Source organism: Comamonas sp. SY3 (assembly GCF_041730275.1).
Classification (GTDB): Bacteria; Pseudomonadota; Gammaproteobacteria; order Burkholderiales; family Burkholderiaceae_C; genus Comamonas; species Comamonas sediminis.
The window spans coordinates 229272-250555 of the sequence record NZ_JBGTYN010000001.1; the positions used below are offsets into that span (position 1 = coordinate 229272).

Consider the following 21284-nt stretch of genomic DNA (forward strand, 5'->3'; position numbering starts at 1 on the left):
TTGTCGTGCAGTTTCAATAGGTCGCACGTCCACCGGATACATCAAACACCGCGCCTGTGCTGAATGAGCAGGCGTCCGACGCCAGCCATAGCACCTGGGCGGCAATCTCCTCGGGCTCGCCCAGGCGCCCCATCGGACTCTTGGCGACCATCGTGGCTACATGGTCGGGGGCCATCTGCTCCAGAATGGGCGTGCGCACCGCCGCCGGCGCTACCGCATTGACCAGCACACCACTGCCCGCCAACTCCTTGCCCAGCGACTTGGTCAGCGCCAGCACCCCGGCCTTGGCCGCGCTGTAGGCCGATGCATTGGGCGTGCCTTCCTTGCCCGCGAGCGACGCGATGTTCACCACCCGGCCATAGCCCTGGGTGCGCAGCACCGGCACCACGGCCTTGCAGACGTTGTAGACGCCCACCAGGTTGATCGCAATCACCCGCTGCCAGACAGCATCGTCAAACGCATCCAGTGCCATCGTGGGCCCGGTGATGCCGGCGCTGTTGATCAGCATGTCCACACGGCCCAGGCGGGCCAGGGTCTGCGCCAGCGCAGCCTGGATGCTGGCTGGCTCGGTCACATCGACGCGGCAGAACAGCGCGTCGCCGGCGCCTGCTGCGGCAGGCGGCTGCAGATCCCAGACCGCCGCCCGCGCGCCCGCCTGCTGCAAGGCCTGCACCAAGCTGGCACCAATGCCGCTGGCGCCACCCGTCACCACGGCTACACGGCCGCCAAATTGGTAGCTGCAATCGGCCATGTCAGCGAATGAACTGGTTGGTGTAATCCGCGCCCAGGCCAACGGCCTCGAAGTGCTTGCGGCACATCTCTATCTTGGTGAACACGTCCTCAAAGCCCATGCCCTTGCCCCAGGGATCGGTGTAATACATGACACCGTTGACCTGGAAGTAGGTGATCATTTCCTCGCAGTCTTCTGGCACGTACAAGGTGTGGGTCTCGCCGGGGGGTTCGAACACATAGCTGCCTTCCTTGGCCCACCAGTCGTGTTCCAGGTATTTCCAGCGGCCCTTGAGCACAAAGCCATGCACCGCCTGCGGGTGGCGGTGGCGGCTGAGCACGCCGGACTTGCGCACCTTGAGCAGGTTCATCCAGTAGCCCTGGCTGGCATTGAGGCACAGGGGACGGAACCAGACATTCTCCGCCTGCGGCACCCACAGCCGGTCATCGGTGGGGATGGCGCTCTCCACCACGATCTCGGGCAGCGCATCGGGCGGGTTCGGGTACTGGTAGGGCATCAACGGGGTCTGGTCGGGGCTTTCTACGGGCATTTATCCACCATATGGACAGAAGTTCATAATATGGATAATTGTAGAGATCACCGAAAGACCTGCAGCCCAGGCAAACCCCAGGCCTTGGAGGGCACAGACATGTTGGCGACACAGACCCGACTGCATCAGCGAGCAAACGGGCACAAAAAAGCCCGGCTGTGGAGCCGGGCTTCAGTGTGAAGAGGTGCAAGCCATTGCGCGATCAGGAATCCACCCAATTGACCATGCCGCTGAAGGCCGTCACCAGCACGATGATGCCAAACACGATGCGGTACCAGGCAAACGGCACAAAACTGTTGGAGGCGATATAGCGCAGCAGCCAGCGCACGCACAGCCAGGCGCTGATGAAAGAGAAGATGAGACCAGTCGCGAACATGGGGATGTCGGCCATCGACAGCAGTGCGCGCTCCTTGTAAAGGCTGTAGACCCCTGCGCCGATCAAGGTAGGGATCGCGAGGAAGAACGAAAAGTCGGTGGCCGCCTGGCGCGACAGGCCCATCAGCATGCCGCCGATGATGGTCGAGCCGCTGCGGCTGGTGCCGGGGATCATCGCCAGACACTGCACCAGGCCCACCTTGAGCGCATCGAGCGGCGTCATCTCATCGACGGTCTGCACCCGCACATGGGCGGACTGGCGCTTTTCGGCCCAGAGAATGACAAAGCCGCCCAGGATAAAGGTGGTGGCCACCACGACCGGCGTGAACAAATGCGCTTTGATGTACTTGCCAAACAACAGGCCCAGCACCACCGCCGGCAAAAATCCGATGAAGACATTGAGCGCAAACCGCTGCGCCTGGCGGCTCGATGGCAGGGCCACCACGGTGCTGCGGATCTTTTGCCAGTACACCAGGATCACCGCAAAGATGGCACCGGTCTGGATCGCAATGTCGAACACCTTGGCCTTGGCATCGTCGAATCCCAGCAGGCTGCCCGCCAAAATCAAATGCCCTGTCGAGGAGATCGGCAAGAACTCGGTCAGCCCCTCCACCACGCCCATGATGGCGGCTTTGATCAACAGCAAGGTGTCCACAACAGTCTTTCCAAAAAATCGGTGTGCCGATTATCCAGCGGCCCAACACGCGTCACAGCGCTGGCCCCGTAGCGCGCACGAAAATTTACACAATGCAGCGCCCTCCCCTGCCTGCCTGCTATGGCGCCGGCAACGCCACGACCTGCACGGCCCCGCCTGCCGGCAGCAAGGGCTCGTAATGCGCCAGAACCAGGTAGCGGCACTGCGCGGCCAGTGGTGGGGCTGCCGCTTGCAAGGCCTCGCGCAGAAAACTCAGCGCCGGTTTGTCCAGCCCCGACGTAGGCTCATCGAGCAGCACCAGCCGGGCGCCACTGGCCAGGCCCAGCGCGATGACCAGCTTGCGCAGACTGCCGGTGGACAGCGCCAGCAAAGGCTTGGCGCCATGCGGGGCCAGATCAAAGCCCGCTTGCCATTGCCCAAAAAGTGCCTCATCCCAGCCCGGGCAGTCGCGGCGCATCTGCGCGATCCAATCCGCCACCACCGTCGTTCCGGCTGGCATCGTGGCAGGCAGGCGCGGCTCATGCCAGAACACCAGGCCAGCGCTGTTGAGCGCCTGCGCTGTCTGGCCATCGATCCGCAGACTGCCGCCGCTGGCCTGCAACTGCCCGGCCAGCAATTGCAAGGCGGTGGTCTTGCCGGCGCTCAAGCCGTCGACCAGCTGCACCAGGCCGGGGGCGGCCTGCCAGTGCCAGCCGGCCAGCAGCGGGCCCGCTTGCGGGTATGAAAAATCCAGCGCATTCCAATCCAGGCTCATAGGGGTATCCGGCTTGCTTGCTTAACTCCTAAAAACATAGCATAAAATCCCGCCATATCGATGAAAAACCCGCACATGCTCGACTATTTGGACTTTGACACCAGCGATGACGGCGAGGGCATCAGCAGCCTGGATGCGATGGCCTATGCCAAGGCCGCCCAATGGCCCGCGCTGGCGGCTGAAGTCACGCAGTTGCTGGCCTGGTGCAGCGATGCCTTTGGCGCCCCCGGCGCGCTGGAAGAGGGCCATGCCTGGGATCTGGACCTGCAGCTGCAAAACGATGCCGGTGATGCGCTGGCCTTGCACTGGGATGCGCGCCAACGCCAGCTGCTGGCACCCCAGGCCGCGCAGCAGCCCGCACTGCAACTGAGCCTGACCCTCAGCGGCCCCGATCCCTTTGCCCAACAGGTAACCGAGCAGTTTCTGGGCGATAGCGCGTAAATACGCGACGCGGACCTAGGCCGCCAGCATCAGGTCCAGGTTCTGCACCGCCGCACCCGATGCGCCTTTGCCCAGGTTGTCAAAAATAGCCGCCAGCAGCACCTGGCCCTGCGCCTCGTTATGGAAGACGCTGAGCTGCATGGCATTCGTGCCGTTGAGCCGTTGCGGATCCAGCTGCGTGAGCGCTTTGGCCTCGTCCAGCGACAAGACCTGCACATCGGCCGCCTGCGCATAATGCCGCGCCAGGCAGGCCTGCAGCGCAGCGGCATCCACACCGGGCGGCAGCAGGCGCAAGGCCAACGGCACCGTCAGCACAATGCCTTGGCGGTAGGCGCCATAGGCTGGCACAAACAGCGGGCGCGCGGCCAGACCGGCGTGCAGCGCAATCTCCGGCGCATGCTTGTGCGCCAGCTCCAGCCCATAGACCTGGAAGGCCGGTGCCGGGGTATCGCCACCGCCCTCATGCGCCTCCACCCCAGCGCGCCCGCGCCCGGAGTAGCCCGATACCGCATGCACGCTGATGGGGTAGCTGGCAGGCAGCAGCCCGGCCTGCACCAACGGCAGCAGCAGGCCCACCGCGCCGGTCGGGTAGCAGCCCGGGTTGCTGACCCGGCTGGCTTGCGCAATGCGCGCTGACTGCGCTGCCGACATCTCCGGAAAACCATATACCCAATCGGCCTCGGTGCGGTGCGCCGAACTGGCATCGATCACCCGCACGGCAGGGTTGACGATGGACTGCACCGCTTCGCGAGCGGCTGCATCCGGCAGGCAGAGGATGGCGATGTCGCAGGCATTGATGGCTTCGGCCCGGAGCTGGGCGTTCTTGCGCTCCGCTGCAGGCAAGGTCAGCAGGCGGATACCGGAGCGCCCGCGCAGCCGCTCATGGATCTGCAGGCCGGTGGTGCCCTGGTCGCCGTCGATAAAAACAAGAGGAGTGCGCATATGCAGATGACTTCCGTGAATGCGGGCGCTGGCCCATCGATGAAGCCGCTATGTTCCGCCGCGCTCTAGAATAATGAAAGTTGAATTTCATAAACCAGACATTCAGCTTTTCTGAATTTGGAGCCGCGATGCGAGAAATCAGCCTGGACCGTTTGCGCACGTTGGTGGCGATTGCCGACCAGGGATCGTTCATCAAGGCCGCCCACCGCCTGCATTTGGCCCCCCCCACGGTCAGCCTGCATATCGCCGAGTTGGAGGAGCGCATTGGCGCGCCGCTTCTGTCGCGCAAGCGTGGCCAGGTCAGGCCCTCGGCCATTGGGGAGGTGCTGGTCGCACGCGCCCGCCGTCTGCTGGGCGATGCCGAGCAGGCGTTGAGCGACATACAACGCCAGGTGCAAGGGCTGGAAGGGCGGGTGCGGCTGGGCGCCTCGACCGGCGTCATCGCCCATCTGCTGCCGCAGGCGCTCGCCGTGCTGCGCGACCAGCATCCCGGCATTGACGTACAGATCAGCGTCCAGACCTCGGAAGAAACACTGGCGCGGCTGGTCGATGGCAGCCTGGATGTGGGGGTGACGGCCCTGCCCCAGCCGGCCGTGGCTGGCCTGGTGATCAAACCCTGGCGACGCGATCCCGTGATGGCCTTTGTGCCTGCCGATTGGAAAAGCCCAGCCCGCATCACGCCCCAGTGGCTTGCCAGCCAGCCCCTGATCCTCAACGATGCCAGCACACGCCTGTCAGGCCAGACCAGCGAATGGTTTGCCGCCGGCGGCCACCACCCGGTGCCACGCATTGCGCTGAACTACAACGACGCCATCAAGAGCCTGGTCGCCGCCGGCTATGGCGCCACCTTGCTGCCGCACGAGGCCACCGCCCCTGCGCCGGATGCGCGCATCGCCATGCGCCCGCTGCGCCCAGCGCTGTGGCGCCGGCTGGGCATGGCCCACCGCGCCGGCTATGTGGAGCCTTCCACCCAGCATGTGCTGGACGTGCTGTGGGGGCTGCGCCTGGGGTGAGCGGCACACCGGCAAGGCCGGGCTGAAAAGCCAGGCCTGTGCAGCACCCCAGCCGCCAAGTCACTCGCGCGATCAACCGGTCCTTGCACTGCCTGGCGCGATGCGCTTTGGGCGCTGCGCCAGCCGCATGCGGCCCGCATTCATCAGCAGCATCCCGGCAATCGCCGCGCCACCGCCACGCAGCAAGGAAGCTGTGACCGGCTCAGCCAGCCACAGGCTGGACAGCAGCATGCCAAACAAGGGCACCAACGACATATAGGCGGCCGCTGCCCCGGCGCCCAGCTCCTGCACGCCCTTCAGGTACCAGGCATAGGCCAGCGCGGTGGCCCCCAGCGCCAGCGCGACCAGGCTGTACCACACCTCGGCGCGCACATGCACCAGGCCTGCCCAGGCGCTTGGTCCCTCCGCCACCAGACTGGCGCCCAGCAGCAACAGCGCGCCGATACTGGCGGTCGCAGCCGTCGTGGTGAGCGGATCGATGCTGGCCAGCACCAGGCGGCCCAGCAAGGTATAGCCCACCCAACAGGCCGCGCAGCCCAGCAGCAGCCACTCTCCAGCCCCCGCAGCGCTACCCTGGGCCCAGCCCCAATGGCCACCGCTCAGGGCATACAAGGCGCCGCCCACCGCCAGCCCCAGGCCGATAAAAATGGGCAGATTGATGCGTTCACGAAACAGCAGCACCGCCAACAGCATCGTCAGCACCGGATTGAGTGCGACCACCATCGCCGCTTTGCCGGCAGGCACGGTTTTGAGCGCCAGCAAGAAGAACAGCGAGTAGCCCAGCACCCCCACCGCCGACGCAGCCGCCAGCCCGAGCCACTGCCGCCACGCCAGATGCCACAAACGACCCATGCGCCCGGAATGGCCGATCCACAGCAGCAGCACGGCACTGGCCAGCAAAAAACGCAGACTGGCCGCAGCCAGCGGCGGCATGGCCTGCGCCACAACGCGGCCCCAGGGCCAGGATGCGCCCCACAGCGCCGCCATGCCGATAAGACCCAGATGGGTGGAGTATTTGGAGGAGTTCATGCGCTGTTACTATCCGCTAATCACCATTGATGGTCGAATGAGCAAATACTCATAGGCCATGTACCTGGTTTCCGCCATGACCTTCACCCAGCTCCACGTGTTTGCCACCCTGGCCAAGGTGGGCAGTTTTTCCCGCGCCGCAGCGGCGCTCGGCATCTCGCAAAGCGGGGTGAGCCATGCGATCAAGCAGCTCGAGGCTGCTTGGTGCGTCAGCCTGTTCAGCCGCGACGGCGCAGCGGTCAGCCTGACGGAGGTCGGCAGCCGCCTGCTGGTGCGCGCCCAGGACATGCTGCAGCAGCAAGAAGCACTGCTGCAGGAAGCACAGGCTGCGCAGGGCGTGGCACGCGGGCGCCTGCATATCGCGTCGTTTGGCGCGACCTCCTCGCTGCGCCTGCTGCCGCAGTTGCTGGCAGCCTTTCGGCAGGCGCATCCGCTGGTCGAAGTGCATATCGAAGAAGCAGTGGACAGTGTGGTGCTGCAGTGGCTGCTGGAGCGCCGCGTGGAGCTGGGCTTTGTGGTCTTGCCCGATGAGCGTTTTGACACCGTAGCGCTGCTCGAAGACGAGCTGGTGGCCGTGCTGCCTGCGGCGCACCCCCTGGCCCAGAAGGCCAGCATCAGCGCGCTGGATTTCCATGGCCAGCCCTTTATCCGCACCTCCGCAGGCTCGGGGCCCCGGGTCGATGCCTTTCTGGGCGAGGAGGGCTCGGTGCCCAACACCTTGTACCGGTTTGAACAACTCAGCTCGATGATGGGCTTTGTCGCCCAAGGCGATGCGCTGACGATTGCCGCGCGCCTGGCACTGCCTGCGCCACCGGCCGGCGTCGTCTACCGCCCGCTGGCGCCGCGCAACCACCGCCACATCGCGCTGGCAGCGCTGCGCTTTGACCGGCTATCGCCCGCAGCGGCAGCCTTCGTCGAGTCCACCCGAAAAGCCCGCAAGCGCCTGGTGATGGAGTAAGGCGCCTGGGTGCCAGGAGCAGGCCAGTTACTCCCCGCTCAGCGCAATCACCACGGCCGAGGGCTCCACCGTCACCTGCACCGCAGAACGCACACGCAGCGACGATGCCTGGCGGCTGAAACCCACCAGCTGCACGCCGGACTGCAGGCGCACGGCCAGCTCCTGGACCGTGCCACCCCTCGTGGCACGCGTGACGGCGCCCTGCCAGCCATTGCCGCCCGGCGCCAGCGCGGTGGCCCCGGATGCGGCCTGCACCGTCACTGCGGTGGCCTTGCACATGGCCAGCACCGGTAAGCCCTGGCGCAGGCCCAGCAGCTGCGCGCTCTCGTCGGTGATGTGGGATTGCAGACCAAACTGCGCCCCGGCAGCGGCGCCCTGCAGCTGGACCTGAACCAGCGGGCCGCTGCGGCTGAGCTGGGCCACCACGCAGGGCCATTGGTTGCGCATGCTGGTCATCACCTGCAAACGCGCCAAGGTGGTGGCGACGGAGATGCCTGCAGCCCCGGCAGTGCGCACCTGGGGGTCTGCGGCCACAGGCAGTTGCCGCGCATGCTCCAGCTGCACATGCAATTGCTCGCGGGCCTGGCCCATGGCATTGGCCGCTTCGAGCAGCAGCAACGCATCGGCCGTGAGCTGGGCGCCCCCGCCGCCCCTGCCACCCACGCTGCGCTGCACCAGCTCCACGCCTGCCAGGTTGGACAAGGTATCCAAGGCTTGCCAGGCCGCCTTGTAGCTGATGCCCACGCGGCGCGCGGCCTCCGAGATGGAGCCGCAATCCTGGATATGGCGCAGCACGTCGATGCGGCGGTCAGAGCGCTTCTCGGAGAGCGCGGCGGCGAGCGATGCTTGGGGAATCATGGCGCGAATCTTCGCATGCTTTACCACCCGGTGCAGATGCCCATATCGCCACACCAGAAATGCTACTCGCGCAATAGCGTGGCAACGCGGCGGCCTATGCCCCCCACCATTTGGCAGGTCCCCGCAATCTCGTTACACTCGCGCTATTCATTAACAGAATAGCGATTTGATGACTGCCATGACCGCACACCGCCTTGCCCCTCTCGCCCTGTCCCTGTTGGCAGCCTTCGCAACCGGTGCCCATGCCGACGAAGTCTCGGTGGCCGTCGCTGCCAATTTCACCGCGCCGATGCAAAAGATTGCCGCCGCGTTCGAAAAGGACAGCGGCCATAAGGCGGTGCTGTCGTTTGGCGCCACCGGCAAGTTCTATGCGCAGATCAACAACGGTGCGCCATTTGGCATTTTGCTGGCCGCCGACGACACGACACCGGCCAAGCTGGCCCAGGAAGGCAAGGGCGTGGCCGCCAGCCGCTTCACCTACGCGATTGGCCAGTTGGTGCTGTGGAGCAAGCAGGCAGGCTATGTGGACGACACCGGCGCCGTGCTCAAGACTGGCGACTACCGCCACATCGCCATCGCCAACCCCAAGCTGGCCCCCTACGGCCTGGCCGCGATGGAAACGCTCCAACACCTGGGCCTGACCGACGTGGTGACGCCGAAGATCGTGCAAGGCGAGAACATTGGCCAGACCTACCAGTTCGCAGCCAGTGGCAATGCCCAGCTGGGCTTTGTGGCGCTGTCGCAGGTGATGGAAGACGGCAAGCTGCGCGAGGGCTCGGCCTGGATCGTTCCATCGGCCATGCATGAACCCATCCGCCAGGACGCGGTCTTGCTCAACAGCGCCAAGGACAATGCTGCCGCTACTGCCTTGATGCAATACCTCAAGGGTGACAAGGCGCGCGCGATCATCCAATCCTACGGCTACGCGTTTTAAGAGACGGGTGGAGAACGCGGCCCGCCCGCACGCTGGCCGGTCCTGGTCAGCCAGACGGAAGCTGAGCGGCCAGCCCTTATGCCACCCGCGAGCCAGCGGCTTCAGCGCGTGGGCCCGGCTACACATTCCGCTTGCCGCGCCCGCGCTGAGCGTGCACCATGGGCGCAGCGCCCTCCCCCTTGTTGCCACCTTGCTAGCCCCCGCCTGCCGTGAGTACTTCCTTTCTCAGCCCCGACGATTGGGCCGCCATCTGGCTGACGCTTGAGCTCGCCAGCTTCACGACGATCTTGCTGCTGGTGCTGGCCACGCCGCTGGCCTGGTGGCTGGCGCATACGCCATCGCGCTGGCGCGGCCCCATCGGTGCGGTGGTGACATTGCCGCTGGTGCTGCCCCCCACGGTGATTGGCTTCTACCTGCTCATCACGATGGGCCCCAACGGCCCGCTGGGCCAGCTCACCCACGCGCTGGGCCTGGGCTATCTGCCGTTTACCTTTACCGGGCTGGTGGTGGGTTCGCTGGTCTATTCGCTGCCCTTCGCAGTGCAGCCGCTGCAGCGGGCATTCGAGGGCCTGGGCCGCCGCCCATTGGAAGTGGCCGCCACCCTGGGCGCAAGCCGCATCGACAGCTTCTTCAGCGTGGCGCTGCCGCTGGCGCGCCCCGGCTTCATCACCGCTGCCGTACTGACCTTTGCCCATACCGTCGGTGAGTTCGGCATCGTGCTGATGCTGGGCGGCAATATCCCTGGCAAGACGCGCGTGGTTTCGGTACAGATCTATGACCACGTGGAAGCACTGGAATACACCCAGGCGCACTGGCTGGCGGGTGGCATGGTGGTGTTTGCCTTTGTGGTGCTGGTGGCGCTGCAATGGCTGCAACCCCGGGACAAGAACCACGCGAGCCCGCTATGACGCAAGTCCAGAACACTGATAACGGCATTCACGCGCGCCTGCAGCTGCAGCGCGCCTCGTTCCAGCTGCAGGTCGATCTGCAGCTGCCCGGCCAGGGTGTCACCGCGCTGTTTGGCCCCTCGGGCTGCGGCAAGACCAGTTGCCTGCGCGCCATCGCCGGGCTGGAACGCGCCCAGGGCGAGGTCTCTGTCAATGGCGAGCGCTGGCAGGACGACGACAGCCACCACTGGCTGCCCACGCACCAACGCGCGCTGGGCTATGTCTTTCAGGAGGCGAGCCTGTTCCCGCACCTGAGCGCCCATGACAACATCCGCTACGGCCTGCGCCGCACACCGGCGGCGCGCCAGCGCGTGCAACTGGAGCGGCTGGTGGAACTGCTGGGCATTGGCCCGCTGCTGGCGCGCAAGCCCGCGACCTTGTCGGGTGGTGAGCGCCAGCGGGTGGCCATTGCCCGTGCGCTGGCCACCAGCCCGCGCGTGCTGCTGATGGACGAGCCGCTGGCCGCGCTGGATGCCGAGCGCAAGGCCGAGGTGCTGCCCTACCTCGACCAGCTCAGCGCGCAGCTCCAACTGCCGATTCTTTATGTCAGCCACTCGATCGACGAAGTGGGCCGCCTGGCCGACCAGGTGGTGCTGCTGCAGGCGGGCCGTGTGGTCGCACAAGGGCCGGTGGCAGAGCTGCTGAGCCAGCTCGATACACCGCTTGCGAAAACCTTGCCCGATGCACAGCAGGCCAGCATCCTGGAAGGCCTGGTCTGCGGCCACGATACGCAGGACCACCTGTGGTCGATGCAGATACCGGGCACCCCCCCACAGCAATTGCACTGGACGCAGGCCGATGCCCACTACCAGCAAGGTGAGCGCCTGCGTCTGCGGGTCATGGCACGCGATGTCAGCCTGTCGTTGATGCCACAGGCGGGCAGTTCCATCCTCAACAGCCTGCCGGCCGTGGTGACGGCAATGCAGGCCAGCAGCCCGGGCCAGGTGCTGGTGCAGTTGCGCCTGGCGCCCGGTGGCGCGGACGGCGCGCCCCATCTGCTGGCACTGGTGTCTGCCCGCTCGGCGCGCCTGTTGCAGCTGACGCCGGGCCTGCTCGTGCATGCCCAGCTCAAGGGCGTCGCGGTCTTGCGCTGACCGCAAGAGCCTCTGGCGCCTGGCGCCAACAACAAAAAAAGCCCGGACGCATCCGGGCTTTATCGTTCCAGGTGGGGCCGTTTAAGGGGCCAGCACCACTTCCACGCGGCGGGCTTGGGCATTGTTGCCAGCGTTTTCCACCGCTTCGGGCTTCTTCAGCTCCAGCTTGTCTTCGGTCACGCCCAGGGCCAGCAGCGCGTCACGCACGGCAAAGGCGCGTTGCTTGGCCAGCTCGGCGTTCTTGTCAGCGTCGCCGGTGGCATCGGTGTAGCCCGAGATAACCGCACGTTGACCGGCTTTGACGCCAGCGATCACGTCCACCAGCGCTTCGTTGGCGCCCGCAGCCAGCTCGGCCTTGGCCGTGGCGAAGTAGAACTTGACCACACCGTTTTCGATGACCACGGCGGCGGCGTCGTCGGCAACCACGGCAGAGCCGTTGGCAGCAGCAGCGCCAGCCGCGCCAGCGGCATTGGCCGCCTCAGCAGCACGTGCGGCAGCCACGGCTGGTACGGTACCGCCCAGCACCGCACCGCGCTTGGCGCCATCGGCCGTGGCGGTCACGGCGGCGTTGCCGGACTTGGCACCATGGATGCCCTTGTAAGCACCGAACCACACGACACCCAACACCACCAAAATGATCAGGGCAAAAACCAGGCCCAAGGCAAAGCGCTCATCACCGTCATTATTTTGCGAAGAACTCACGGTCAGACTCCAGGCACCCGTAGTGCGTAAAAAGACAGAAAAAGAAAATGTTTTGGCAGCAGGCCAAGCCCCCAAGAGCTCCGCCGCTGCTGCCAGGTACGCGCGAGATTGTACATGGCAGCACCGCGCCTGCGTGTCGAACCGGCAGCGATGGCGAACGCCCCCGGCGACCGCGATCTACGGGTCTGACCGGTGGCGAGTACATGCTGGTCGCTTGAAAATAGATAGCAGCACATGCCGACACCATGCCGCCCCACTAGTAGTTACCCTTGATTTTGCGGCAGGCGCACAAAAAAATTTTCTTCCTTGCTCCTGTTCGCAACATCGGCGCGTCAATTTGTAGGGCAAAAGGCATAGTTATTCGTAAAATCAGTGCTTTTCGAAAAAGTGCATTTGCTTACCAGCATTGAGCACTTATTACAGGACTAGCCAACCATTGGAGACACCATGCAGGCTTTACTCGCCCTATCCAGGGCCATAGACAGGCTCAACGCCTTCGTCGGCAAATATTCGATATGGCTGATCTTTGCCGCCACCTTCATCAGCGCGGCCAATGCCATTGTCCGCAAGGCCTTTGACGCCAGTTCCAACGCTTTTCTGGAAGTGCAGTGGTACCTGTTCGCGTGGTCCTTTCTGCTGGCCGCCGGCTACACCTTGCTGCACCGGGAGCATGTCCGCATCGATGTGATCAACTCGCGCCTGTCCAAGACCAAGCAGGTCTGGATCGACATCATCGGCTTTGCGCTGTTCCTGACGCCGCTGTGCCTGACCATTCTGTGGCTGAGCATGCCCGTGGTCATTCAGATGTACCAGTCCGGTGAAATGTCCGGCAACCCGGGCGGCCTGATCCGCTGGCCCGTATGGGCCGCCATTCCTGTCGGGATCACCTTGCTGATGCTGCAGGGCCTGTCCGAGCTGGTCAAGCGCATCGCCTTTTTGACCGGCGACGGCCCCGATCCAATGGGCAAGCTCAGCGACAAGAGCGCCGAGGAAGAGCTGGCAGAGGCACTGCGTGCCGAAGCTGAAATCAAGCAGGCGCAGGCCGCCGCAGCCCAAGCTGCCGCGCGCCAGGTCTAAGGCCGGCCAGAGGACCTCACATGGACTTTATCGTTACCAACTACGCCCCGATCATGTTCGCGGGCCTGATCGTCTTCCTGCTGCTCGGCTTCCCGGTGGCGTTCAGCCTGGGCGCTGCCGGCCTGATGTTCGGCTTTATCGGCATCGAGCTCAATGTCTTCCCCTCGTCGGTGATGGCCTGGCTGCCCCAGCGCCTGATCGGCATCATGGCGAACGACACCTTGCTGGCCGTGCCCTTTTTCACTTTGATGGGTTTGATACTGGAGCGCAGCGGCATGGCCGAGGACTTGCTCGACACGGTGGGCCAGGTTTTTGGCCCGATCCGGGGCGGTCTGGCGCTCGCCGTGATCTTTGTCGGCGCACTGCTGGCCGCCACCACCGGCGTGGTGGCCGCATCGGTCATCTCGATGGGCCTGATCTCGCTGCCCATCATGCTGCGCTATGGCTATGACCGGCGCCTGGCCTCGGGCGTGATTGCCGCCTCGGGCACGCTGGCCCAGATCATTCCCCCATCGCTGGTGCTGATCCTGATGGCCGACCAACTGGGCAAGAGCGTGGGCGACATGTACAAGGGCGCCTTCATCCCCGGCTTCATGCTGATGGGTCTGTATGTGCTGTGGGTGGCCTTTCTGGCGATCTTCAAGCCCAAGCTGGTGCCGGCGCTGCCCGTTGAAGCCCGCATCTACCGCGAAGCCAATGGCAACGCCGGCTACACCTCGCTGATCGTCGTGATGGGCCTGTCGACCATTGTGGCGATCTTCCTGGCCAACCATATGGCCGACATCCACACCTGGTGGGAAGGCAAGCTGGTCACCGATGTGGCCACCGACGAAAAGATCGTGACGGCCATGTGCGGCGGTACGTTCATTGCCTTCGTGATCGCGTCGATCAACCGCATCTTCAAGCTGGGGCTGCTGTCCAAGCTGGCCGAGCGCGTGACCTTTGTGCTGATCCCGCCACTGCTGCTGATCTTCCTGGTGCTGGGCACCATCTTCCTGGGCATCGCCACCCCTACCGAAGGCGGCGCGATGGGTGCGATGGCTGCCCTGATCATGGGCTTTGCCCGCAAGCGCCTGAACATGAACCTGCTCAAGCAGGCGCTGGGCTCAACCACCAAGCTCGCCAGCTTTGTGATGTTCATCATGATTGGCGCGACGACCTTCAGCCTGGTGTTCCAGGCCGCTGACGGCCCCAAGTGGGTGGAACATCTGCTGACCAGCCTGCCAGGCGGCCAGACCGGCTTCCTGATCGTGGTCAACATCATGATCTTCTTCCTGGCGTTCTTCCTGGACTACTTCGAGCTGTCCTTCATCGTTGTGCCGCTGCTCGGACCGGTGGCCGACAAAATGGGCATCGACCTGATCTGGTTCGGTGTGCTGCTGGCGGTCAACATGCAGACTTCGTTCATGCACCCGCCATTCGGCTTTGCACTGTTCTTCCTGCGCTCGGTGGCGCCGGACAAGCAGTATGTGGACCGTGTCACGCATAAGGTCATCGAGCCGGTGACCACGATGCAGATCTACAAGGGCGCCGTGCCATTTGTGCTGATCCAGCTGGTCATGGTGGGTGTGCTGATCGCATTCCCCGGCATCGTCACCGGCGCGCTCGACAAACCGGTGGTCGTCGACATGCAGAAGATCGACGCGCAGATGCTGGACCAGCTGGGCGGCCACGATGGCGGCTACGGCGCAGACAACCCGTTTGCGACCCCGGATGCCCCCGCTGACGCGGGTGCAGCGGGCGCAGCCCCTGCGCCAGCGGCAGAAGGCTATGGCTCGGACGACCCGGCCAAGGCCTTGCAGGACTCGCTGGGAGCCGCCCCGGCTGAAAGCAAATAAGGGCATTGGCCCCACACCCTTGGAACCCTGGCTTGCCAGGGTTTTTTTATGGCCGTCTCGGGCTGTGCATGGCTTCCATGTGCCGCACCGTGCCGGCTCCTGCGGCATGCAGAACATCCGGCACGAAGAACTGCTCCCGCTTGCTGTGCACCACACGGAGGCGGCCATGCCTTCCCGCCACAGACGCAAAAAAGCCGCAGCAAGCTGCGGCTCTCACCTTGCACTGCCAAGCCTCTAGAGGCCCGGCGCCAGCGGCTATCAGGGCAGTTTGACCTGGGCCATGTACTGGTTGAATGGGTACTCGGAGAAGCGGTTCCACAGGATCTGGTCCTTCTGGAAGGCGCGCATGTCCTGGTGGATCTTCTTGAACTCGGGCGAGCGGGCCTCATGCTCGGCAAAGGTTTCCATCGAGGCCTTGAAGCCGGCGTCCATCAACTCCTTCGAGAAAGGCTTGAGCTGGGTCTTGTTGGCGACCAGGTTCTTCAGCGCGATGGGGTTGAGCACCTGGTACTTGGCGGTCATGTCGGCCGCTGCCACGCGGGTGGCGGCATCCAGAATAGCCTTGTTCTCGGGCGACAGCGCGTTGTACTTCTTGATGTTGATGAAGAACTCCAGATCGGCCGAGCCTTCCCACCAACCGGGGTAGTAGTAGAACGGCGCGACCTTGTTGAAGCCCAGCTTTTCATCGTCGTAAGGACCGACGAATTCCACGGCGTCCAGGGTGCCCTTTTCCAGCGCCTGGTAGACGTCGCCGGCAGGCATGTTCTGCGCCACCACGCCCAGCTTGGCCATGGCCTCGCCGAACACGCCGCCGCCCATGCGCATCTTCAGGCCCTTCAAGTCGGCCACGGTCTTGATTTCCTTGCGGTACCAGCCGCCCATCTGGGTGGTGGTGTTGCCGGCCGATGCGGTCTTGAAGTTGTACTTTTCAAAGAACGCGTCGAGCAGCTTGCGGCCGTTGCCGTGGTCCTTCCAGCCCGCCATCTGCAGGGTGGTCAGGCCAAAGGGCACCGCGCAGCTGAATGCGAAGATCGGGTCCTTGCCGGTGAAGTAGTAGGCGGCCGTCTGGGCCATGTCGATGGTGTCGCCCTGCAGCGCATCAACCACGCCGAACGCGGGCATCAGCTCGCCTGCGGGGTGGACCGAGATTTCAAACTTGCCGCCCGACATGGCCTTGACGGCCGAGGACAGCTTTTCAGCAGAACCGAAGATGGTGTCAAGCGACTTGGGGAAGCTCGACGCCAGGCGCCAGCGCACTGCCGCCTGCGCATGCACCGCCGGCGCTACGCCAGCAGCCAGCACGCCAGCAATACCGGCATTTTTGATAAGCGAACGACGATCCATGTATGTCTCCAAGTATTTGTAGAAAGTAAAGGTAGCTATCCTGCCATAGGCGCATGCCGCTTTTAGCTTTGCAAATTGTAGAAATGGTTGCAGAAGTGACTTCAGCGGGTTTTCCCCAGCGTAGGACCTGGATTTTGTCCGCATTGCGCCACAAGCGAGGCAGACCCAGCGGCGGCGCCGGCGCACCGCTTTCGCAGGCAACAAAAAGCCCGGTACACCATGACCGGGCTTGCCGCTATGCGCCAGGCGCGGGCCTGGCGGCAGATCAGGCCGCAGCGGTCTGGCCGGATGCGGCCTGCGGCACCGCAAAGCGCTCGCGAATGCTGCGCTCGATACCGGCGGCATCAAGGCCCTGCATGGCCATCAGCTTGACGGGGTCGCCATGCTCGATAAAGACATCAGGCAGACCCAGCTGCAGCACCGGCACATCGATGTGCAGTTGCTGCAGCGCCTCGAGCACGGCGCTGCCGGCACCGCCCATCAGGCAGCCATCCTCGACGGTGACCAGGGCCTCATGGCTTTGCGCCACCTGCTGCAGCAGCTCGGTATCGAGCGGCTTGGCCCAGCGCATGTTCACCACGCTGGCGTTCAGCGCCTCACCCGCCTGCAAGGCCGGGTAGAGCAAGCTGCCAAAGGCCAGGATGGCGATGCGCGGACGGCCCGCCACAGCAGGCTGGGCCTGGCGGCGGATCTCGCCCTTGCCAAAGGGCAGGCCTTCCAGTGATTCGAGCGGGGCCACACCGGCCCCGGAGCCGCGCGGGTAGCGCACCGTCACCGGGTGGTTCTGAGCAAAAGCGGTGCTCAGCAGCTGGCGGCATTCGCGCTCATCGGCCGGGCAGGCCACGCTCATGTTGGGAATGGCGCGGGTAAAGGCGATGTCGTAATTGCCGGCATGGGTGGCGCCATCGGCACCCACCAGGCCGGCACGGTCCAGCGCAAACACCACGGGCAGGTTTTGCAGTGCCACATCGTGGATCAGCTGGTCATAGCCGCGCTGCAGGAAAGTCGAGTAGATGGCAACCACGGGCTTGAGCCCTTCGCAGGCCAGACCGGCGGCGAAGGTGACGCTGTGCTGCTCGGCGATGCCGACATCGAAATAGCGCTTGGGAAAGCGTTTTTCAAACTCGACCATGCCCGAGCCTTCGCGCATCGCCGGCGTGATCGACACCAGGCGCTCGTCCTGCGCTGCCATGTCACACAGCCAGTGGCCAAACACCTGGGTGAAGGTCGGCTTGGGTGGCGTCGCGGGCTTGACCAGGCCGATGGCCGGGTCGAACTTGCCTGGGCCGTGGTAGGCCACCGGATCGGCCTCGGCCAGCTTGTAGCCCTGGCCTTTTTTGGTGACCACATGCAGAAACTGCGGGCCCTTGAGCTGGCGAATGTTTTCCAATGTCGGGATCAGCGAATCGAGGTCATGGCCATCGATGGGGCCGATGTAGTTGAAGCCGAAGTTCTCGAACAACGTGGCAGGCACCACCATGCCCTTGGCCTGCTGCTCCAGGCGCTTGGCCAGCTCCAAGAGCGGCGGTACCTGCTTGAGCACGCTCTTGCCCACGTCGCGCGCCTTGGCATAGAACTGGCCGCTCATCAGTTGCGCCAGGTAGCGGTTGAGCGCGCCCACCGGCGGGCTGATGCTCATGTCGTTGTCGTTGAGGATCACCAGCAAGTTCGCATCACTGACCCCGGCGTTGTTCAGCGCCTCGAAGGCCATACCGGCGGTCATCGCCCCATCCCCAATGATGGCGACGGCCTGGTGATCGCTGCCCTTGATCTTGAAGGCCTCGGCCATGCCCAGTGCCGCCGAGATGCTGGTCGACGAGTGGGCCGTGCCGAACGCGTCGTATTCACTTTCGCTGCGCAGCGGGAACCCCGAGATGCCACCCCACTGGCGCAGACCCTGCATGCGGTCGCGCCGGCCCGTCAGGATCTTGTGCGGGTAGGTCTGGTGGCCCACATCCCAGACAAAGCGGTCGTGGGGCGTGTCATAGACGGCATGCAACGCGATCGTCAGCTCCACCGTGCCCAGGTTGGAGCTCAGGTGCCCCCCGGTCTTGGACACGCTCTCGAGCACAAACTCCCGCAGCTCACGCGCCAGCGTCTTGAGTTCGGCGCGCGACATCTTGCGCAGATCCGCCGGATCGTTGACGGTGGCTAGCAGGGGAAAGGTCTTCGTGGACATACTATGGTTTGGTCACTTGCTACGCATACCTCGGAAGCATCCGCGCAGTTTTTTTACTGGAATGGCAAGGGGCTATGTTAGCGCCTTGACGCCGGTTAAGCGGTCACAGGCGCATTTGGCCTACTCAATGGCTGCGGCGCACCACCATGTCGGCGAGCGCCGCCAGCGCAGCCGTCTGCGGCAGGCCGCTGCCCGCCAGCGCCTGCTGGGCCTCGGCCAGCAACTCATGGGCGTAGTCACGGGCAGCCTGCAAGCCCATCAGCGACACATAGGTGGGTTTGCCGTGGTCGGCATCCTTGCCGGCCGTTTTGCCCAGCGTCGCAGAGTCGGCCACCACATCGAGCACATCGTCGATCACCTGGAAGGCCAGCCCCAGCGCGGCGCCGTATTGCTGCAGCGCGACCAGGGCCGCGCCCTGGATACCTGCGCAGGTAGCGCCCATTTCGACGCTGGCCTGGAGCAGCGCACCTGTCTTGAGCTTGTGCATCTGCTGGAGCTGCTCGCGGCTGAGCTGCTTGCCGACGCTGGCCAGGTCGATCGCCTGGCCACCAGCCATGCCGTTGTAGCCTGCCGCCAGCGCCAGCTGCCGGCACAGGCGCGCCTGCACTGCATCGGGGATGGCACTGCCTTCGGGCACCAGCAGTTCAAAAGCCAGCGCCTGCAATGCGTCGCCGGCCAGCAGTGCCTGGGCCTGGCCGAACTGCACATGGACCGTTGGCTTGCCTCGGCGCAGCACATCATCGTCCATGCAGGGCATGTCGTCATGCACCAGCGAGTAGGCATGGATCAACTCTACCGCACAGCCAGCGCGCAAGGCCGCCTCGGCGGGGCCTGCGGCCAGGCTGCCAGCGGCCTGGGCCGCTGCCAGCACCAGCAGCGGGCGCAGGCGCTTGCCGCCATCGAGCACAGCGTAGCGCATCGGCTCGCCCAGGTTGGCCGGGGCATCGGCAGCAATCCACAGTGTGAGGGCATCCTCCACGCGGGCAAGTTCCTGGCTGCACCAGAGTGCAAAATTATCGTGCGGTGATGTCATTGTTAGCGCTTATTCCTCGCTGGTCCAGGGCTTGAGCTGGCCCTCATCCAGTACTTTGATCTGGTCCTGCACCGCTTCGAGCTTGCCCCGGCAAAAGGCCAGCAGCACAGCGCCCCGCTGGTAGGCGGCCAGCATGTCGCCCAATGGCAGCTGACCCGATTCGATGCGGGCGACCAGGCCTTCGAGCTCCTGCAGCGCACTTTCGTAGTTGTCGGGTTCGGGCAGGTCCGGCGTGGCAGACGTCTTGGGAGCAGTGGCCTTGGGCATGGGCAAAGAGGGCAAACAGCTTGCCCTGGTGCATGGATGTAAAGGCTCGATTTTAGGCGCAGCAGAAGCACACGCGGGCGCAGCCGCCGCCGCCCGCCTGACGGCGGACCCCAGGCCGGGGCCAATTCCCACAAAAGATCCCGGCGATCTATTGTGAAATATGAGGCCACAGCTATCAATTTGATAATATTGCCAGCCTGTCGATGGGAGGATGAAACGTGGCCGACCCAGGTCGCCATGGCTCAATTCACGCATGGACGGAACGGGAATAACCCCACTGGGTATAATCCCATTTTTCGCGAAACCGGCCATCCCTTGTTGTTGCTGCCGGTTTTATTTTTTCTCAGCGTGCGCACACGCACCCTCCCTGTGGGGAGTCTTTAGGTCAGGTCACCCATGTCTGATTTAAGTCTTCAACTGCAGCAGGCCGCAAGCCAACTTCCAGTTTCAAGCTACTTTGATCAAGCGCTGTTCGAGCGCGAGATGCAAACCATCTTCCAGAACGGTCCCAAGTATGTGGGCCACCAGCTGGCGATTCCCGAGATTGGCGACTACTACGCCCTGCCCCATGAGAAGGAAGGGCGCGCGCTGGTGCGCAATGCTGCGGGCCAGGCCGAGCTGATCTCCAACGTCTGCCGCCACCGCCAGGCGGTGATGCTAAAGGGCCGTGGCTCGCTCAATCACCAGCAAAAAGGCAGCGCCGGCGGCAACATCGTCTGCCCGCTGCACCGCTGGACCTACAGCCCCAGCGGCGAGCTGCTGGGCGCGCCGCATTTTGCCCAGGACCCCTGTCTCAACCTGAACAACTACAAGTTGCAGGAATGGAATGGCTTGCTGTTCGAGGACAACGGCCGCAACATCCAGGCAGACCTTGCCAACATGGGCCCGGCCGCTGCACTGAATTTTGACGGCTTTGTACTCAACCATGTCGAGATGCATGAGTGCAACTACAACTGGAAGACCTTCATCGAGGTCTATCTGGAGGACTACCATGTCGGCCCCTTCCACCCCGGACTGGGCAATTTCGTCACCTGCGACGACCTGAGATGGGAGTTTGCCAAGGAGTACTCGGTGCAGACGGTGGGCGTGGCGCCCACCTTTGCGAAGCCCGGCTCGGATATCTACAAGACCTGGCACGAGGTGCTGCTGAACTACCGTGACGGGAAAATGCCCGAACACGGCGCAATCTGGCTGACTTACTACCCGCACATCATGGTGGAGTGGTACCCGCATGTGCTCACGGTCTCGACCCTGCACCCGCTGAGCGTGGACCGAACCCTGAATGTCGTGGAGTTCTACTACCCCGAGGAAATCAGCGCCTTCGAGCCTGAGTTCGTGCAGGCCCAGCGCGCCGCCTATATGGAAACCGCCATCGAGGATGACGAGATTGGCGAGCGCATGGATGCCGGCCGCAAGGCCTTGTATGAGCGCGGCGACAACGAAGTGGGCCCCTACCAGAGTCCTATGGAAGACGGCATGCAGCACTTCCACGAGTGGTATCGGGGTATGATGCAGGCCGCTGTTCCAGACAAGTAATCTGCCACAGCCAGGCACTCCCAACTAT

General features: G+C 64.2%; 21 protein-coding genes. 9 read left to right on the plus strand and 12 right to left on the minus strand.

Going from position 1 to position 21284, the window contains the following annotated elements:
* Positions 1-13: 13 nt before the first annotated feature.
* The 4 genes from ACCQ08_RS00985 to ACCQ08_RS01000 form a co-directional block, all read right to left on the minus strand.
* A complete protein-coding gene (locus ACCQ08_RS00985) occupies positions 14-751 on the minus strand; it encodes an SDR family NAD(P)-dependent oxidoreductase (RefSeq protein ID WP_312409680.1) in 738 nt (245 codons plus the stop codon).
* A 1-nt stretch (position 752) separates the two neighbouring features.
* On the minus strand, positions 753-1280 hold the full coding sequence (locus ACCQ08_RS00990) for a 2,4'-dihydroxyacetophenone dioxygenase family protein (protein WP_133858044.1): 528 nt from the start codon (positions 1278-1280) through the stop codon (positions 753-755).
* A 202-nt stretch (positions 1281-1482) separates the two neighbouring features.
* Positions 1483-2310, minus strand: coding sequence for an undecaprenyl-diphosphate phosphatase (locus ACCQ08_RS00995; RefSeq protein ID WP_230771421.1), 828 nt, complete (start codon positions 2308-2310; stop codon positions 1483-1485).
* A 118-nt stretch (positions 2311-2428) separates the two neighbouring features.
* Positions 2429-3064: an ATP-binding cassette domain-containing protein gene (locus ACCQ08_RS01000; protein ID WP_239811377.1), complete on the minus strand. Its 636-nt coding sequence runs from the start codon at positions 3062-3064 to the stop codon at positions 2429-2431.
* Positions 3065-3139: 75 nt separating this feature from the next.
* Between ACCQ08_RS01000 and ACCQ08_RS01005 the strand changes: the two genes are divergently transcribed.
* Positions 3140-3505 (plus strand): hypothetical protein, encoded by a 366-nt coding sequence (locus ACCQ08_RS01005; RefSeq protein WP_239811376.1) that lies wholly within the window; start codon positions 3140-3142, stop codon positions 3503-3505.
* A 15-nt stretch (positions 3506-3520) separates the two neighbouring features.
* Here the strand turns inward: ACCQ08_RS01005 and argC are convergent, their stop codons facing one another.
* Complete coding sequence (argC, locus tag ACCQ08_RS01010; RefSeq protein ID WP_239811375.1) at positions 3521-4447, minus strand: N-acetyl-gamma-glutamyl-phosphate reductase; 927 nt, start codon at positions 4445-4447, stop codon at positions 3521-3523.
* 128 nt (positions 4448-4575) lie between these two features.
* On the opposite strand from argC, the gene ACCQ08_RS01015 reads away from it, so the two are divergent.
* A complete protein-coding gene (locus ACCQ08_RS01015) occupies positions 4576-5460 on the plus strand; it encodes a LysR family transcriptional regulator (RefSeq protein ID WP_312461976.1) in 885 nt (294 codons plus the stop codon).
* Between the two features lie 72 nt (positions 5461-5532).
* Here ACCQ08_RS01015 and ACCQ08_RS01020 read toward each other — a convergent pair whose 3' ends face one another.
* On the minus strand, positions 5533-6489 hold the full coding sequence (locus ACCQ08_RS01020; protein WP_373448602.1) for a DMT family transporter: 957 nt from the start codon (positions 6487-6489) through the stop codon (positions 5533-5535).
* A gap of 76 nt (positions 6490-6565) precedes the next feature.
* On the opposite strand from ACCQ08_RS01020, the gene ACCQ08_RS01025 reads away from it, so the two are divergent.
* Positions 6566-7447 (plus strand): LysR family transcriptional regulator, encoded by an 882-nt coding sequence (locus ACCQ08_RS01025; RefSeq protein ID WP_373448603.1) that lies wholly within the window; start codon positions 6566-6568, stop codon positions 7445-7447.
* Positions 7448-7474: 27 nt separating this feature from the next.
* Here ACCQ08_RS01025 and ACCQ08_RS01030 read toward each other — a convergent pair whose 3' ends face one another.
* Positions 7475-8305: a TOBE domain-containing protein gene (locus ACCQ08_RS01030; protein ID WP_373448604.1), complete on the minus strand. Its 831-nt coding sequence runs from the start codon at positions 8303-8305 to the stop codon at positions 7475-7477.
* A 178-nt stretch (positions 8306-8483) separates the two neighbouring features.
* On the opposite strand from ACCQ08_RS01030, the gene modA reads away from it, so the two are divergent.
* The 3 genes from modA (at position 8484) to modC (ending at position 11280) form a co-directional block, all read left to right on the plus strand.
* Positions 8484-9239 carry a molybdate ABC transporter substrate-binding protein gene (gene modA, locus ACCQ08_RS01035; RefSeq protein ID WP_373448605.1) on the plus strand — a complete coding sequence of 252 codons (756 nt, stop codon included), beginning with the start codon at positions 8484-8486 and terminating at the stop codon, positions 9237-9239.
* Between the two features lie 209 nt (positions 9240-9448).
* Positions 9449-10147: a molybdate ABC transporter permease subunit gene (modB, locus tag ACCQ08_RS01040; protein ID WP_239811369.1), complete on the plus strand. Its 699-nt coding sequence runs from the start codon at positions 9449-9451 to the stop codon at positions 10145-10147.
* Entirely contained in the window at positions 10144-11280 is a 1137-nt protein-coding gene (gene modC, locus ACCQ08_RS01045) for a molybdenum ABC transporter ATP-binding protein (RefSeq protein WP_373448606.1), read from the plus strand. The genes modB and modC overlap by 4 nt, the downstream gene beginning before the upstream one ends.
* An 81-nt stretch (positions 11281-11361) precedes the next feature.
* Here the strand turns inward: modC and ACCQ08_RS01050 are convergent, their stop codons facing one another.
* Positions 11362-11982: an OmpA family protein gene (locus ACCQ08_RS01050; RefSeq protein ID WP_373448607.1), complete on the minus strand. Its 621-nt coding sequence runs from the start codon at positions 11980-11982 to the stop codon at positions 11362-11364.
* 447 nt (positions 11983-12429) lie between these two features.
* On the opposite strand from ACCQ08_RS01050, the gene ACCQ08_RS01055 reads away from it, so the two are divergent.
* Together ACCQ08_RS01055 and ACCQ08_RS01060 are read left to right on the plus strand one after the other, a co-directional pair.
* A complete protein-coding gene (locus ACCQ08_RS01055) occupies positions 12430-13059 on the plus strand; it encodes a TRAP transporter small permease subunit (RefSeq protein WP_230771442.1) in 630 nt (209 codons plus the stop codon).
* A 20-nt stretch (positions 13060-13079) separates the two neighbouring features.
* Positions 13080-14897: a TRAP transporter large permease subunit gene (locus ACCQ08_RS01060; protein ID WP_373448608.1), complete on the plus strand. Its 1818-nt coding sequence runs from the start codon at positions 13080-13082 to the stop codon at positions 14895-14897.
* A gap of 258 nt (positions 14898-15155) precedes the next feature.
* On the opposite strand, the gene ACCQ08_RS01065 is transcribed toward ACCQ08_RS01060, so the two are convergent.
* The 4 genes from ACCQ08_RS01065 to ACCQ08_RS01080 all read right to left on the minus strand — a co-directional run bounded on the left by ACCQ08_RS01065 (position 15156) and on the right by ACCQ08_RS01080 (position 19720).
* Positions 15156-16241, minus strand: coding sequence for a TRAP transporter substrate-binding protein (locus ACCQ08_RS01065; protein ID WP_133858059.1), 1086 nt, complete (start codon positions 16239-16241; stop codon positions 15156-15158).
* 265 nt (positions 16242-16506) lie between these two features.
* Complete coding sequence (dxs, locus tag ACCQ08_RS01070) at positions 16507-18420, minus strand: 1-deoxy-D-xylulose-5-phosphate synthase (protein WP_373448609.1); 1914 nt, start codon at positions 18418-18420, stop codon at positions 16507-16509.
* A gap of 124 nt (positions 18421-18544) precedes the next feature.
* Positions 18545-19453 (minus strand): polyprenyl synthetase family protein, encoded by a 909-nt coding sequence (locus ACCQ08_RS01075; RefSeq protein ID WP_239811364.1) that lies wholly within the window; start codon positions 19451-19453, stop codon positions 18545-18547.
* A gap of 9 nt (positions 19454-19462) precedes the next feature.
* Positions 19463-19720: an exodeoxyribonuclease VII small subunit gene (locus tag ACCQ08_RS01080; protein WP_239811363.1), complete on the minus strand. Its 258-nt coding sequence runs from the start codon at positions 19718-19720 to the stop codon at positions 19463-19465.
* Positions 19721-20116: 396 nt separating this feature from the next.
* On the opposite strand from ACCQ08_RS01080, the gene ACCQ08_RS01085 reads away from it, so the two are divergent.
* Complete coding sequence (locus ACCQ08_RS01085) at positions 20117-21256, plus strand: aromatic ring-hydroxylating dioxygenase subunit alpha (protein ID WP_239811362.1); 1140 nt, start codon at positions 20117-20119, stop codon at positions 21254-21256.
* Positions 21257-21284: the final 28 nt, after the last annotated feature.